The 14,134-nt window shown below is 60.7% G+C and carries 13 protein-coding genes; 8 read left to right on the top strand and 5 right to left on the bottom strand.

The annotated features are described in order from the left end of the window. Nucleotides 1–47: 47 nt before the first annotated feature. From PMA3_RS29705 to PMA3_RS29680, 6 genes are all read left to right on the top strand, one after another. On the top strand, nt 48–2,330 hold the full coding sequence (locus PMA3_RS29705) for an ABC transporter permease subunit (RefSeq protein WP_064680466.1): 2,283 nt from the start codon (nt 48–50) through the stop codon (nt 2,328–2,330). A 15-nt stretch (nt 2,331–2,345) separates the two neighbouring features. Further along, complete coding sequence (gene pstA / locus PMA3_RS29700) at nt 2,346–4,016, top strand: phosphate ABC transporter permease PstA (RefSeq protein WP_064680465.1); 1,671 nt, start codon at nt 2,346–2,348, stop codon at nt 4,014–4,016. 160 nt (nt 4,017–4,176) lie between these two features. Beyond that, on the top strand, nt 4,177–5,010 hold the full coding sequence (gene pstB / locus PMA3_RS29695) for a phosphate ABC transporter ATP-binding protein PstB (protein ID WP_008064516.1): 834 nt from the start codon (nt 4,177–4,179) through the stop codon (nt 5,008–5,010). A 126-nt stretch (nt 5,011–5,136) separates the two neighbouring features. Next, the gene (gene phoU / locus PMA3_RS29690; protein ID WP_008150055.1) at nt 5,137–5,898 is read left to right on the top strand and encodes a phosphate signaling complex protein PhoU; all 762 of its coding nucleotides are present in this window, start codon (nt 5,137–5,139) and stop codon (nt 5,896–5,898) included. 70 nt (nt 5,899–5,968) lie between these two features. Further along, nucleotides 5,969–6,880, top strand: a complete 912-nt coding sequence (locus PMA3_RS29685; protein WP_064680464.1) for a response regulator — start codon at nt 5,969–5,971, stop codon at nt 6,878–6,880. 233 nt (nt 6,881–7,113) lie between these two features. Next, nucleotides 7,114–8,010: a peptidoglycan DD-metalloendopeptidase family protein gene (locus PMA3_RS29680; protein ID WP_064680463.1), complete on the top strand. Its 897-nt coding sequence runs from the start codon at nt 7,114–7,116 to the stop codon at nt 8,008–8,010. Between the two features lie 25 nt (nt 8,011–8,035). Here PMA3_RS29680 and PMA3_RS29675 read toward each other — a convergent pair whose 3' ends face one another. The 3 genes from PMA3_RS29675 to phoB all read right to left on the bottom strand — a co-directional run bounded on the left by PMA3_RS29675 (nt 8,036) and on the right by phoB (nt 11,556). Next, nucleotides 8,036–9,376, bottom strand: coding sequence for a hemolysin family protein (locus tag PMA3_RS29675; protein WP_064680462.1), 1,341 nt, complete (start codon nt 9,374–9,376; stop codon nt 8,036–8,038). A gap of 123 nt (nt 9,377–9,499) precedes the next feature. Then, complete coding sequence (gene phoR / locus PMA3_RS29670; RefSeq protein ID WP_237140752.1) at nt 9,500–10,786, bottom strand: phosphate regulon sensor histidine kinase PhoR; 1,287 nt, start codon at nt 10,784–10,786, stop codon at nt 9,500–9,502. An 80-nt stretch (nt 10,787–10,866) separates the two neighbouring features. After that, nucleotides 10,867–11,556: a phosphate regulon transcriptional regulator PhoB gene (gene phoB, locus PMA3_RS29665; RefSeq protein WP_064680460.1), complete on the bottom strand. Its 690-nt coding sequence runs from the start codon at nt 11,554–11,556 to the stop codon at nt 10,867–10,869. Nucleotides 11,557–11,708: 152 nt separating this feature from the next. Between phoB and PMA3_RS29660 the strand changes: the two genes are divergently transcribed. Continuing rightward, nucleotides 11,709–12,095 (top strand): COG4315 family predicted lipoprotein, encoded by a 387-nt coding sequence (locus PMA3_RS29660; RefSeq protein ID WP_064680459.1) that lies wholly within the window; start codon nt 11,709–11,711, stop codon nt 12,093–12,095. Nucleotides 12,096–12,300: 205 nt separating this feature from the next. Here the strand turns inward: PMA3_RS29660 and ubiA are convergent, their stop codons facing one another. Both ubiA and PMA3_RS29650 read right to left on the bottom strand, forming a co-directional pair. Further along, on the bottom strand, nt 12,301–13,191 hold the full coding sequence (ubiA, locus tag PMA3_RS29655) for a 4-hydroxybenzoate octaprenyltransferase (protein ID WP_064680458.1): 891 nt from the start codon (nt 13,189–13,191) through the stop codon (nt 12,301–12,303). Further along, nucleotides 13,191–13,754, bottom strand: a complete 564-nt coding sequence (locus PMA3_RS29650; protein WP_064680457.1) for a chorismate--pyruvate lyase family protein — start codon at nt 13,752–13,754, stop codon at nt 13,191–13,193. Before PMA3_RS29650 ends, ubiA begins: the two co-directional genes overlap by 1 nt. 198 nt (nt 13,755–13,952) lie before the next feature. Here PMA3_RS29650 and PMA3_RS29645 point away from each other — a divergent pair, with 198 nt between their 5' ends. Continuing rightward, a complete protein-coding gene (locus PMA3_RS29645) occupies nt 13,953–14,120 on the top strand; it encodes a rubredoxin (RefSeq protein WP_007954349.1) in 168 nt (55 codons plus the stop codon). Nucleotides 14,121–14,134 lie beyond the last annotated feature (14 nt).

Here is a 14,134-nt window from a genome sequence, read left to right as displayed (position 1 = left end):
CACTGCACTGTCATCTTTCTGTCATACAGGATCGCTAGGGTGTGCGAATGAATGATCTGGCCAATTCCCCCATGACTACAAATCCCCCCAAGCGAATTGACTTCAATACGCCTGAGCTGCAACGCAAGCGCCGTATTCGTGCGCTCAAAGATCGCCTGACCCGCTGGTACGTCCTTATTGGCGGCCTCGCTGTCCTGGGCGCGATCACACTGATCTTCTTCTTCCTCGGCTACGTCGTCCTGCCCCTGTTCCAGGGCGCCGACCTGACCGCCAAAGACAGCATCACGCCTGCCTGGATGCAAGACGCCGGCAAGCCATTGATGATCTCCCTGGAAGAGCAGAACCAGGTCGCCTTGCGGGTTTCCGACAAGGGGCAGGCACTGTTTTTCGACATCGACAATGGCGCCGAACTCAGGCGCGTCGACCTGCCGGTTCCGGCGGGTGCCAGCGTCACCTCGATCGGTGAAGACCAGCCAGGTCATCCGCTGGTAGCCGTGGGCTTTTCCAACGGCCAGGCCCTGGTGTTCCGTCATACCTATAAAGTCACTTACCCGGACGGCAAGAAGACCATCTCGCCGGCCATCGAGTACCCGTATGGCGAAACCCCGATAACGTTGAACGAGGCGGGCGGTGCGCTGGAGCACGTCAGCCTCAACGCCACCGATACGACCCTGATGCTGGTCGGTTCCACCGGTGCGCAACTCAATGTGTTGTCGCTGACCAGCGAAGAAAACATGATGACCGGGGAAATCACCAACGAGCAGAAGCGCATTGATCTGCCGCAGATGACCGAGCCGGTGAAGAACATTTTCGTCGACCCGCGCCAGCAGTGGCTGTACGTGATTAACGGTCGTGCCCAGGCCGATGTGTTCAGCCTGCGGGACAAGAGCCTCAACGGTCGCTACAAGTTGCTCGAAAACGGCGACGCCGAGATTACTGCCAGCACCCAGTTGGTAGGCGGTATCTCGCTGATCCTCGGCGATTCCAAGGGCGGTCTGGCCCAGTGGTTCATGGCGCGCGACCCTGATGGCGAATCGCGTCTGAAGCAGATCCGTACCTTCCAGATGGGCACCACGCCGATCGTTGAAATCACCGCCGAAGAACGTCGCAAAGGCTTCATCGCCCTCGACGCCTCTGGCAAGCTCGGCGTGTTCCACAGCACCGCCCACCGCACCTTGCTGGTGGACCAGGTGGTAGAAGGCCAAGGGATCTTCGGTCTGTCGCCGCGGGCCAACCGCGTGATCGTGGAAGCGGGCGGCAAGATTCAACCGCTGCTGCTCGACAACCCGCACCCGGAGGTGTCCTGGAGCGCGCTGTGGAGCAAAGTCTGGTACGAGAACTACGACGAGCCGAAATACGTCTGGCAATCGACCGCCGCAAACACCGATTTCGAACCTAAATTGAGCCTGGCGCCCCTGACCTTCGGTACGTTGAAGGCCGCGTTCTACGCCATGCTGCTGGCCGCGCCACTGGCTGTGGCCGCTGCAATCTACACTGCGTACTTCATGGCCCCGGGCATGCGCCGCAAGGTCAAGCCGGTGATCGAGCTGATGGAAGCGATGCCGACGGTGATCCTCGGTTTCTTCGCCGGCCTGTTCCTCGCGCCTTATGTAGAGGGACATTTGCCGGGCATCTTCAGCCTGCTGATGCTCCTGCCGATCTGCATCCTGGTCGCCGGTTTTGTCTTCAGCCGCCTGCCTGAATCCATCCGCCTGAGGGTGCCGGACGGCTGGGAAAGCGCGATTTTGATCCCGGTGATCCTGTTCGTCGGCTGGCTCTCGCTGTACATGAGCCCGTACATGGAAACCTGGTTCTTTGGCGGTGACATGCGCATGTGGATCTCCCACGACCTGGGCATTACCTACGACCAGCGCAACGCTCTGGTGGTCGGTCTGGCCATGGGCTTCGCAGTAATCCCGAACATCTACTCCATCGCCGAAGACGCCGTGTTCAGCGTGCCTCGTGGCCTGACCCTGGGTTCCCTGGCCCTCGGTGCCACACCGTGGCAGACCATGACTCGCGTGGTGATCCTCACCGCCAGCCCGGGCATCTTCTCTGCGCTGATGATCGGCATGGGTCGTGCGGTCGGTGAAACCATGATCGTGCTGATGGCCACCGGTAACACCCCGGTCATGGAAATGAACCTGTTCGAAGGCCTGCGCACCCTGGCCGCCAACGTCGCGGTGGAAATGCCGGAGTCGGAAGTCGGCGGCAGCCACTACCGCGTGCTGTTCCTCTCGGCGCTGGTGCTGCTGCTGTTCACCTTCGTCATGAACACCCTCGCGGAGCTGATTCGTCAGCGTCTGCGCAAGAAATACTCGTCGCTTTAAGAAAGGTAGAAGTCTGTGAAACAGAACTCCCTGAATGGATGGTTCAAGAGCGGCGCCCCTGGCGTCTGGATCAGCGGTGGCGCGGTGTCCATCGCGGTCATCATGACCATTGGCCTGCTCGCGGTGATTGCCGTGCGCGGCCTGGGTCACTTTTGGCCGGCGGACCTGATCCACGCCAGCTACGACGTACCGGGCCAGGCCAATCACCTGGTCGTCGGCGAAGTGGTGCAGAAAGAACAAGTGCCCCGCGAGCGCCTGAAAAGCGCTGGCCTGCCGGTGCCCGATCAGGGCCCGGAGTTCATGACCCGCGAGCTGATCAAGGTCGGCAACCGTGACCTCAATGGCACCGACTTCACCTGGATCGTCGGCGAGTGGCTGACCAACCAGAAAACGCCGCCGGAGCTGATGGCCGTTGAGCGTCGCGAGTGGGGCAACTTCTACGGCTACCTGGTCAACGTCAAACAGGACGGCAAGGTCATCGCCGAAGGCGAAGCCGCGTGGCCGGAGTTGCAGGCCCGTGTCGCTCGCGTCAACGAGCTCGCGGCACAACTCAAGACCCTGGAGAAGTCCGACATCGGCGCGATCAACGCCGGCCTCGAACGCATCCGCCTGCACGGCCGCAAACTGGAACTGGCCGGTAAACTCGACGCCACCGCACAAGCGGACTTGGAGTCCGAGCGCGCCGAGCTGAACGCGCGTTATCAGGACATCGAAGCGCGTCTTGCCGACCTGCACGCCCAGTTCAACCGCGACAGCCTGACGGCCCGCGATGCCAACGGCAAAGAAATCGTCATCGATATCGGCAAGGTGGTGCATGCCTACCAGCCAAACGCCATGGGCACCTTCACCAAGATTGGCTTCTACTTCAGCAAGGTCTGGGAATTCCTCAGCGACGACCCGCGTGAAGCGAACACCGAAGGCGGGATCTTCCCGGCGATTTTCGGCACCGTGATGATGACCCTGATCATGGCGATGATCGTGACGCCGTTCGGCGTGCTGGCGGCGGTCTACTTGCGTGAATATGCCAAGCAGAACGCCTTGACCCGGATTATCCGCATCGCGGTGAACAACCTGGCGGGTGTTCCAGCCATTGTTTACGGCGTGTTCGGCCTGGGCTTCTTCGTCTATGTGCTGGGCGGCTCGGTCGACCGGCTGTTCTTCCCTGAAGCATTGCCGGCCCCGACCTTCGGCACGCCGGGTCTGCTCTGGGCGTCCCTGACCCTGGCGCTGCTGGCGGTGCCCGTGGTGATCGTGGCCACCGAAGAAGGCCTGGCGCGGATACCCCGCACCGTGCGTGAAGGTTCGTTGGCCCTCGGCGCGACCAAGGCTGAAACCTTGTGGAAGATCGTGCTGCCGATGGCCAGCCCGGCGATGATGACCGGCATGATCCTCGCCGTGGCGCGCGCCGCCGGTGAAGTGGCGCCGTTGATGCTGGTGGGCGTGGTGAAACTGGCACCGTCGCTGCCGCTGGACGGCAACTACCCGTACCTGCACCTTGACCAGAAGATCATGCACCTGGGCTTCCATATCTATGACGTCGGCTTCCAGAGCCCGAACGTCGAAGCCGCACGGCCGCTGGTGTACGCCACAGCGCTGTTGCTGGTGCTGGTGATCGCGACATTGAACCTGTCGGCCGTCTACATCCGTAACCACCTGCGCGAGAAATACAAAGCGCTGGACAGTTGATCGCCGCCGCTCCCTGTAGGAGCCAGGCTTGCCGGCGAAAGCGATTTCATGGACGTCTTCGCCGGCAAGCCTGGCTCCTACAGGGGCGGCGATACCGCAGGCCCATTTTTGTGAGGCCCGCGGCCAACCAAACCGAATTTGTCAGCACAGGGAGCCTCCCATGCAGCACGAAGCACATACCCACGGCATCAACATGTCTGCCCTGGGCCGCGACAAGCAGAGCCTGAGCCTCGAGCAGGAAACCGTAGCCATCGAAGTGCCGGGCCTGAGCCTGTTCTACGGCGATAAACAAGCGCTATACGACGTCAGCATGAACATTCCGAAACAGCGCGTGACCGCCTTCATCGGCCCGTCCGGCTGTGGCAAGTCCACGCTGCTGCGCACCTTCAACCGCATGAACGACCTGGTCGACGGCTGCCGGGTGGAAGGCGCCATCAACCTGTACGGCAACAACATCTACCGCAAGGGCGAAGACGTGGCCGAGCTGCGTCGTCGCGTCGGCATGGTGTTCCAGAAGCCGAACCCGTTCCCGAAGACCATCTATGAAAACGTGGTGTACGGCCTGCGCATCCAGGGCATCAACAAGAAACGCGTGCTCGACGAAGCCGTTGAATGGGCGTTGAAAGGCGCTGCGCTTTGGGACGAGGTCAAAGACCGCCTGCACGAATCGGCGCTGGGCCTGTCCGGTGGTCAGCAGCAACGTCTGGTGATCGCGCGCACCATCGCCGTAGAACCGGAAGTGCTGCTGCTCGACGAACCGTGCTCGGCACTCGACCCGATCTCCACATTGAAAGTCGAAGAGCTGATCTACGAACTGAAATCGAAGTTCACCATTGTCATCGTGACCCACAACATGCAGCAAGCCGCGCGGGTTTCCGACTACACAGCGTTCATGTACATGGGCAAACTGGTGGAATTCGGTGACACCGACACCCTGTTCACCAATCCGGCGAAGAAGCAGACCGAAGATTACATCACCGGTCGTTACGGCTAGCAGGGCGGCCGCAAGCATCAGGCTTCAAGCGGCAAGAAACACGCGTGCGATACCGGGACTTATACATAACTGCTTGAAGCTTGCAGCTTGAAGCTTGAAGCTTGCAACTTTCGCGGAGCGAAACCGATGATTAGTAAAGAAGGCCTTACCCATCACATCTCTGCGCAGTTCAACGCTGAGCTGGAGGAAGTGCGCAGCCATCTCCTGGCCATGGGCGGGCTGGTGGAAAAGCAGGTTAATGACGCGGTCACCGCGCTGATCGAGGCCGACTCCGGCCTGGCCCAGCAAGTTCGCGAGATCGACGACCAGATCAACCAGATGGAACGCAACATCGATGAAGAATGCCTGCGCATCCTGGCCCGTCGTCAGCCGGCGGCGTCCGACTTGCGCCTGATCATCAGCATCTCCAAGTCGGTGATCGACCTCGAACGCATCGGTGACGAAGCGACCAAGATCGCCCGTCGCGCCATTCAATTGTGCGAAGAAGGCGAAGCACCCCGCGGTTACGTCGAAGTGCGCCACATCGGTGACCAGGTGCGCAACATGGTTCGCGACGCACTGGACGCCTTTGCCCGTTTCGACGCCGACCTGGCGTTGTCGGTGGCGCAGTACGACAAAATCATCGACCGCGAATACAAGACGGCATTGCGCGAGCTGGCCACCTACATGATGGAAGACCCGCGCTCTATCTCGCGGGTCTTGAGCATTATCTGGGTGCTGCGTTCGCTGGAACGGATCGGCGACCATGCGCGCAACATCTCGGAACTGGTGATTTACCTGGTGCGCGGCACCGACGTGCGTCACCTTGGCCTCAAGCGCATGAAAGAAGAAGTTGAAGGTACCAGTGGCGAAACCGCTAATGTTCCGGGCAAAGCTGACGATAAGTAAGATTACCCGAGAAAAGCGCCCGGCCCTTTGGCCGGGCGTTTTTGTTTGCGGTTTTTAAAGGGGGGGGTGGATGAGTAAGGTCAGTGTGTTGGTGGTGGACGACGCGTCGTTCATTCGTGACCTGGTGAAGAAGTGCCTGCGCAACTACTTCCCGGGCATCCGCATCGAAGAAGCGGTCAACGGCAGGAAAGCTCAGTCCTTGCTGTCACGGGAGGCGTTCGACCTCGTGTTGTGCGACTGGGAAATGCCGGAAATGTCTGGCCTGGAACTGCTGACCTGGTGCCGCGAGCAGGACACCCTCAAGACCCTGCCATTCGTGATGGTGACCAGCCGTGGCGACAAGGAGAACGTCGTCCAGGCGATCCAGGCCGGCGTTTCCGGTTACGTCAGCAAACCCTTCACCAACGAGCAGTTGGTGACCAAGGTCAAGCAGGCTCTGAACAAGGTCGGCAAGCTCGATACCCTGATGAACAGCGTGCCGGCCAAAATGAACACGGGCTTCGGTAATGATTCCCTGAATGTATTGACGGGCGGCCTGGCCGCGCCATCTGCCGTCGCAGCGGCGCGGGTTGCGCCGACCGCAGCGTCTCGCGGCTTGCTCAACAGCCCGCCGGTCAAGGCGCCAGCGTCTTCGGGAGCCGGCAGCAGTCGCGGCCAGGGCCAACTGCGTTTACCCAATGGCATTGCGCAGTGTGTGATCAAGGCCTTGAGCCTCAGGGAAGCATTGCTGGTGGTCAAGCGTACCGACACCCTGCCGCAGATTCTCGACAGTGCCGTGCTCGATCTGGAACAGGGCGACAACGCCGAGACGGCCCGCCTTAACGGCTACCTGCACGCCATCGTCGCCCATGAGCAGAAGCCCGACAGTGAATGGTTGCAACTGACGTTTCGCTTTGTCGATCAGGATGCGCAGAAGCTGGATTACATCTCGCGGTTGATTGCGCGTGGGACGGTGCATAAGCAGTTCATACCAGGCGCGTAATGTCGTCGCCTGTCAGGCCCCTTCGCGAGCAAGCTCGCTCCCACATTGGTTATGTGTCGATCAGTTAATATGGACCGACCCCGGTCAAATGTGGGAGCGAGCTTGCTCGCGAAGGGGCCGGCACATACACCACACATCCGTCGGGCTGCCCATTTTGAAACATCTGCCCACTACCCGGGTCCATTGCAGCTGCTAGGCTCATCCCCCAGGCCTTACTCGATAGATTCTTGCCCATGCTCGCGCGCCTGCTGTTTTTCTGTGGTCTTTTCCTGGCCTCCACCTCGGTTGTGGCCATGACAATCTACAAGTCCAAAGACGCCAATGGCGTGGTCTCCTACAGCGACCGTCCCACGAAGGGCGCCCAGGTGTTCGTGTTTCGCGATCGCATGGTCGAGCACCTCGAGCGCCAGGTGTACCTCGATATCAAGAAGCAGAAGGGCATGGACAGCGTTTACGTGCGCAATGACCTGTATGCCCCGGTCGAGATCGAGCTGAGCTTCGCCGGGTTGAAGAACGTCAGCGGCGCACCGAGCCGGCCGATCCGCCGGGTAATGCCGGCGCGCAGCAGCATTCGCCTGGCGCTGCTTACGGCCACTCAGGCCGGGAGGCCTCTGGCGTATACCCCAAGGTTCCAGTATTCCCTGGGCGACCCCTCAGACGCCGCCATGGCCTATCGTTATCCGTTGCCCTGGCGTGGCGGGCCGTTTCGCTTGAGTCAGGGGGCCAATGGTCAGTACAGCCACTTCGGTGCCAAGAGCCGCTACGCCATGGACATTGCCATGCCTGAGGGCACGCCGATCATCGCGGCCCGGGGCGGGGTGGTGGTGAAAACCGAGAACAACCAGACCGGGCGGGGCACCGATCCATCGGGCAATTTCGTGCGGGTGCTGCACGACGACGGGACCATGGGCGTGTACCTGCACCTCAAGCAAGGCTCGGTGAGCGTTCGCGAGGGGCAGCGGGTCGGGGTGGGGAGTGGGTTGGCGCTGTCGGGCAACACCGGCAACAGCAGCGGGCCGCATTTGCATTTTGTGGTGCAACGCAATACCGGGATGGGGCTGGTGTCGATTCCGTACCAGTTCAATCAGCCGGTGGGGGCGTTGCCCAACTTTGCGTTGGGCAAGCAATAACGCGACGCCGACCCGGATCAGTCGATCAATCCAGCATCAACACCTTGGCCAACACAATCTTCGGCCCTTTCATCTTCTTGATGATGATCCGCAAACCTTCGACTTCCAGCACTTCTTCCTCTTCCGGTACCCGTTTCAGGGTTTCGTAGACCAACCCGGCAAGGGTTTCGGCTTCGATGTGGTCCAGGTCAATGCCCAGCAGGCGCTCGACCTTGAACAGCGGCGTATCGCCCCGCACCAGCAGCTTGCCCGGCTGGTACGCGAGGATCCCGCGCTCCGCCTTGCGATGTTCGTCCTGAATATCGCCCACCAGCACTTCCAGCACGTCTTCCATGGTCAGGTAGCCGATGATGTTGCCATCCGCTTCTTCGACCAAGGCGAAGTGCGAGCCACCCTTGCGGAACTGTTCCAGCAACTGCGACAACGGCAGGTGGCGCGACACACGCTCCAGTGGGCGCGTGAGTTCGGCGAGGTTGAACGACTCGGGAATGTGGTCCAGGGCCGCCAGTTCCAGCAACAGATCCTTGATGTGCAGCAGGCCGACGAATTCCTGGCGATCGCTGTCGTACACCGGGTAACGGCTGAACTTATGGCGACGGAACATCGCCAGGATTTCCTTGAGCGGCGCGTTGAACTCCAGTGTCACCAGGTCTTCCCGGGAGTTGGCCCAGTCGACCACTTCCAGCTCGCCCATTTCCACTGCCGACGCCAGGACGCGCATGCCTTGGTCGCTCGGGTCCTGGCCACGGCTGGAGTGCAGGATCAGCTTCAGTTCTTCGCGGCTGTAATGGTGCTCATGGTGCGGGCCAGGCTCGCCCTGGCCGGCGATCCGCAGGATCGTGTTGGCGCTGGCGTTGAGCAAGTAAATCGCCGGGTACATGGCCCAGTAGAACAGGTACAGCGGCACGGCGGTCCACAGCGACAGCAGTTCGGGTTTGCGGATGGCCCAGGATTTCGGCGCCAGTTCGCCGACCACGATGTGCAGGTACGAAATGATGAAGAACGCGGTGAAGAACGAGACGCCCTTGACCACTTCCGCAGACTCCACGCCAACAGCGCTCAGTACCGGCTCGAGAATGTGGGCGAACGCGGGCTCGCCGACCCAGCCAAGGCCCAGGGAGGCGAGGGTGATACCCAGTTGGCAAGCCGAGAGGTAAGCATCGAGCTGACTGTGCACGGTGCGCAGGATGTGTCCGCGCCAGCCGTTCTTTTCAGCGATGGCCTCGACCCGGGTCGAGCGCAGTTTGACCATGGCGAATTCCGCCGCAACGAAAAAGCCGTTGAGCAAAACCAGGATCAGAGCAAAAAGAATCATGCCGAAATCGGCGAAGAGTGTCGCGAGGGTCAAGCCAGGGGATGGGTCCATGATGGAGTTTTGCGGGTTCCGTGTATTCAAAAAAGGGGGGAATGCGGTGCCTGAAGGGCAGGCACAAGTCAGCCAATGTAGCGGCTGACCGGGCGATTGCCTAGTGGCGCGTGCTGGCCGGTATCAGTCGGCGGCGCTGATGACCAGGGATTTGCTGACCTGGGCCGGCGCAAAATGGCAAGTAAAGGTGCTGCCATGGCCCGGCACGCTGCTGATTTCCATCCGCGCCCGATGACGCAGCAGCACGTGTTTGACGATGGCCAGCCCGAGCCCGGTGCCGCCGGTGTTGGAGTTGCGGCTGGAGTCGACGCGGTAGAAACGTTCGGTGAGGCGCGGCAGGTGTTTGCTGTCGATGCCCATCCCGGAATCCTGCACGCTCAGGTGCGCGCCTTGCTCATCGCCCCACCAGCGAATGCGGATATTGCCTTCGGCCGGGGTGTATTTCACCGCGTTGAACACCAGATTGGAAAACGCGCTGCGCAATTCGGCTTCGCTGCCCTTGAGCAAAATGGTCGGGTCGGCTTCCAGGGTGATGCTCTGGTTTTTCTGGCCCGACAGCTGTTGAGCATCGCTTTTGATCGATTGCAGCAAGCCGTCGATGGCCACCGGCTGGTTATCCGACGGGTAATCAGTGGCTTCCAGCTTGGCCAGCAGCAACAAGTCGTTGAGCAAGGTCTGCATGCGCCCGCCTTGCTGCTGCATTTGCTGCAAGGCGCGGGTCCAGCGCGGGTTCACGTCCTCGACATTGTCGAGCAGGGTTTCCAGGTAACCGCAGATTACAGTCAGAGGCGTGCGCAGCTCGTGGGAGACGTTGGCGATGAAGTCTTTGCGCATTTGCTCAAGCTGATGAATGCGTGTGACGTCGCGCACCAGCATCAGGTGTTCGTTGTTGCCGTAGCGGGTGATGTACAGCTGGATGCGCAGGCGATCGTTGATCGGTGAAGGGATTTCCAGCGGCTCGGCGTAGCTGTCCTGCTCGAAGTATTCCTTGAAGCGTGGATGGCGCACCAGGTTGGTCACCGGCTGACCGCTGTCCTGTGGCGTCTTGAGGCCGAGCAGTGTTTCGGCGGCGCGGTTCCACCATTCGAGGTTGCCGTCGCTGTCGAGCATGATCACCGCGTCTTTCAATGCGGCGGTGGATTCCTGGACCCGGTCGATCACCGCTTGCAGGCGACCGCGAACCCGTTGGTCGCGGCGTTGCAGGTGGTAGATGCTGTCGAACACTTCACCCCACAGGCCATAGCCGTCGGGAGGCGCTTCGTCGGGTTTGTGCAGGCGCAGCCATTCGTGCAGACGCAGCAGTTGCTTGAGGGTCCAGGCCAGGTACAGGCCCAGGCCCGCGGCGAGGCTCCAGCCGTAATAGCCGGATATCAGGCCGACCACCAGGCAGGCGGTGACCAGCAGCAGCATGTGGCGGATCAGAGTGCCATGCCAGTTTTGGTTCACTTAAAGCGCGTCCTTGTCAGCTTGTCGGGCGGGAACAGTCCGTATCAGGCTTTGGTAGAAAACCGGTAGCCGGTGCCGCGCACGGTTTGTACCAGATTTTCGTAGGCATCGCCGAGGGCTTTGCGCAGGCGGCGGATGTGCACGTCGACGGTGCGCTCTTCGACGTAGACGTTGCCGCCCCAGACCTGGTCCAGCAATTGACCGCGGGTGTAGGCACGTTCCTGGTGAGTCATGAAAAACTGCAGCAGACGGTATTCGGTCGGGCCCATCTCGGCAGGTTTGCCGTCGATGGTCACGCGGTGGCTGATCGGGTCCAGCAGCAGGCCGCCGATTTCGATTGGCCCTTCACCGTCGGTAGGCCCGGCACGGCGCAACACGGCCTTGAGGCGCGCCACCAGCTCGCGCGGGGAAAAGGGTTTGGTGATGTAGTCGTCGGCGCCGACTTCCAGGCCCTGGATCTTGTTGTCCTCTTCGCCCTTGGCGGTGAGCATGATGATCGGGATGTCCCCGGTCAGCTCATCGCGCTTGAGGCGTCGGGCCAGCTCGATACCGGACGTGCCCGGCAGCATCCAGTCCAGCAGAATCAGATCCGGCTTGCGGTCGACGATGATCGCATGGGCTTGCTGCGAGTTCTCCGCCTCCATGCAATCGTAGCCGGCCATTTCCAACGCAACGGCGATCATCTCGCGAATGGGTGCTTCGTCGTCGACGATCAGAATGCTCCTGCCAACCATGCGTTAATCCTCTTGTCATTTAACTGTCTTGCGCCGCATTAGATAACGGAATTATTGCAGTCGTGTGACAGTATTTTAGTCGCCCGGCGATTGTCATGAACCTGGACTAAGCTCTAAGTCCGAATCCTGACAACCACAAAAGGAAGGTTTCCATGAAGCACATCGCTAAATCCTGGAAGGCATTGCTGGTCACTGCTGCGCTAACGCTGCCGACAATGGCCTTCGCCGCCGACCCGGGCATGGTTAAAGGCGGCATGATGACCGACCACAAGGGCATGACCTTGTACACCTTCGACAACGACGCGGGCGGCAAGTCGGCTTGCACCGGCAAGTGCGCAGAAAACTGGCCACCGCTGAAAGCCACCGAGGCCGACAAGGCTGAAGGCAAGTGGTCCATCATCAAGCGTGACGATGGCACGATGCAGTGGGCGTTCGATGGCAAGCCGCTGTACTACTTCGTTCAAGACAAGAAGCCAGGCGACATGACAGGCGACAAGAAAATGGACAAGTGGCACATCCTCCAAGGGCCGAAGATGTAAGCGCCCTGCACCTGTAGGAGCAAGCTTGCTCGCGATGGACGTGAACGATGACGCGGGCTGCCTGGATAAACGGGTCGGCTTCATCGCCAGTAAGGGCAACGCGGTTATTCAGATCTTACGCGTTATCGTTAACGTCCATCGTCGGAACGCCGCCCGGAACAAGCTTGCTCCTACAAAAAGCGGTCAAATGATGGTGCTATCCACCTCAACGCAACCCGTAATCCAACACAATCCCCACAAATATCGCCAACCCGGCCCAGTGGTTGTGCAAAAACGCCTTGAAGCAACGCATCCGGTCCTTGCCCCGGGTGTACCAGAACTCCCACGCAAAACAGCCCGCCGCCGCCACCAATCCCAGGTGGAACCAGCCACCTAGCTCGAATTGCGAACCGGCCAGCAGCAGGCAGCCCAGCGCCAACCCTTGCAGGGTCAGGATGATCGCCCGGTCAGCGTCGCCAAACAGAATCGCCGTCGACTTCACCCCGATCTTCAAATCGTCATCGCGATCGGTCATCGCGTAATACGTGTCGTAGCCCACCGTCCACAGCAGGTTGGCGATCCACAGCAACCACGCCGCAGCGGGCAGTTCCCCGGTTTCGGCTGTGAACGCCATCGGCATCCCCCAGGAGAACGCCGCACCCAGCACGACCTGCGGGTAATAGGTGTAGCGCTTCATGAACGGGTAAGTGAAGGCCAGCGCCAGACCGCCGAACGACAACCAGACCGTCTTCGCATTGGTGCACAGCACCAGCAGGAAACTCACGCCCATCAGCAGAGCGAAGAACACCAGCGCTTCCTTCGAGCTGATCCGGCCGCTCACCAATGGCCGCTGTTCGGTGCGCTTTACATGACCGTCAACCTTGCGATCGGCCCAATCGTTGATCACGCAACCACCCGCGCGCGTCAGCACCACGCCAAGGACGAAAATCACCACATTGGCCAGGGACGGCGAACCTTTCCCTGCAATCCACAGCGCCCACAGCGTCGGCCATAACAGCAGGTAAATGCCGATCGGCTTGTCCATGCGCGTCAGCTGAATGAAGTCCCAGGCCCGAGGGTTCACGCGATTCAAGGACTTGAGCAGGCTCTGGTACATCAGCAATTCTCCGGATGGGCGCGGGCGGCGCGCCACAAGGTCGGCAGGAAAATCTCGGCCACCAGCACGCTCAGGGCGCCACGGTCGAAGCGCGAGCGGCGGCCCCACAACCCGGGCGCTCGGGCATCGGTCGGCAGCCACTCCTGAGGATAGTGACAAACCTCGATGGCGCGGCGCTGGAATGCCTGATCGCAGAACAGCAATTCACCCAGCGAACGGCTGCCCAATTCGTCCATGTGCAAACCGTCGCCCTGCAACGCACTGCGCGACGCCACGCTGCGGGCAAACACCCAGGCTTCGCCATGCCCGCGCAGATACACCTCGCGCACCCAACCCTCGCTGCCTTCGGCCAGGTCCAGCGCGGCACATTCGTCGGCGCGCAGGGGCTGCCAGCCTTCGAACAACGGCGTGACACTGAAACCGTCATTCGACAGACGGGTCAGTCGCCGGGTCAGCGAACCTTCATCGAACAGCCAGTCGAGGATAGACGTGTCGGGAAGGGGCGCCAATTGGCTTTCGGGGAGCCAGAGCGACGTCGCGCAGGGGGATTTTGAGTGTTGCACAGTGAGTCATTATTGGTAGCAAATGAGGCGGCGAGCTTACCATGTCAGTCGGCGATTTTGATTGATCCGCCCCTTCGTTGCGCCGAAGGCTTGCATCTGTCGAGCCCGATCAGTACAAAACGCCCCTGAGCCGGACGGCAGCGTTCCAACCATCGACCGTTCGCGCCGGCAAAAGCCTGAATCTGAGGATGTACCTGAATGAAAAAGTGGCAATGTGTGGTCTGCGGCCTGATCTATAACGAAGCCGACGGCTGGCCGGATGACGGCATCGCGCCGGGCACCCTGTGGCAGGACGTGCCGGAAGACTGGCTGTGCCCGGATTGCGGCGTGGGCAAGATGGATTTCGAAATGATCGAAATCAACTAAGACAAAAGAGGAGT

Source organism: Pseudomonas silesiensis (assembly GCF_001661075.1).
Lineage (GTDB): Bacteria > Pseudomonadota > Gammaproteobacteria > Pseudomonadales > Pseudomonadaceae > Aquipseudomonas > Aquipseudomonas silesiensis.
This window is presented reverse-complemented; position numbering and strand designations above follow the sequence as displayed.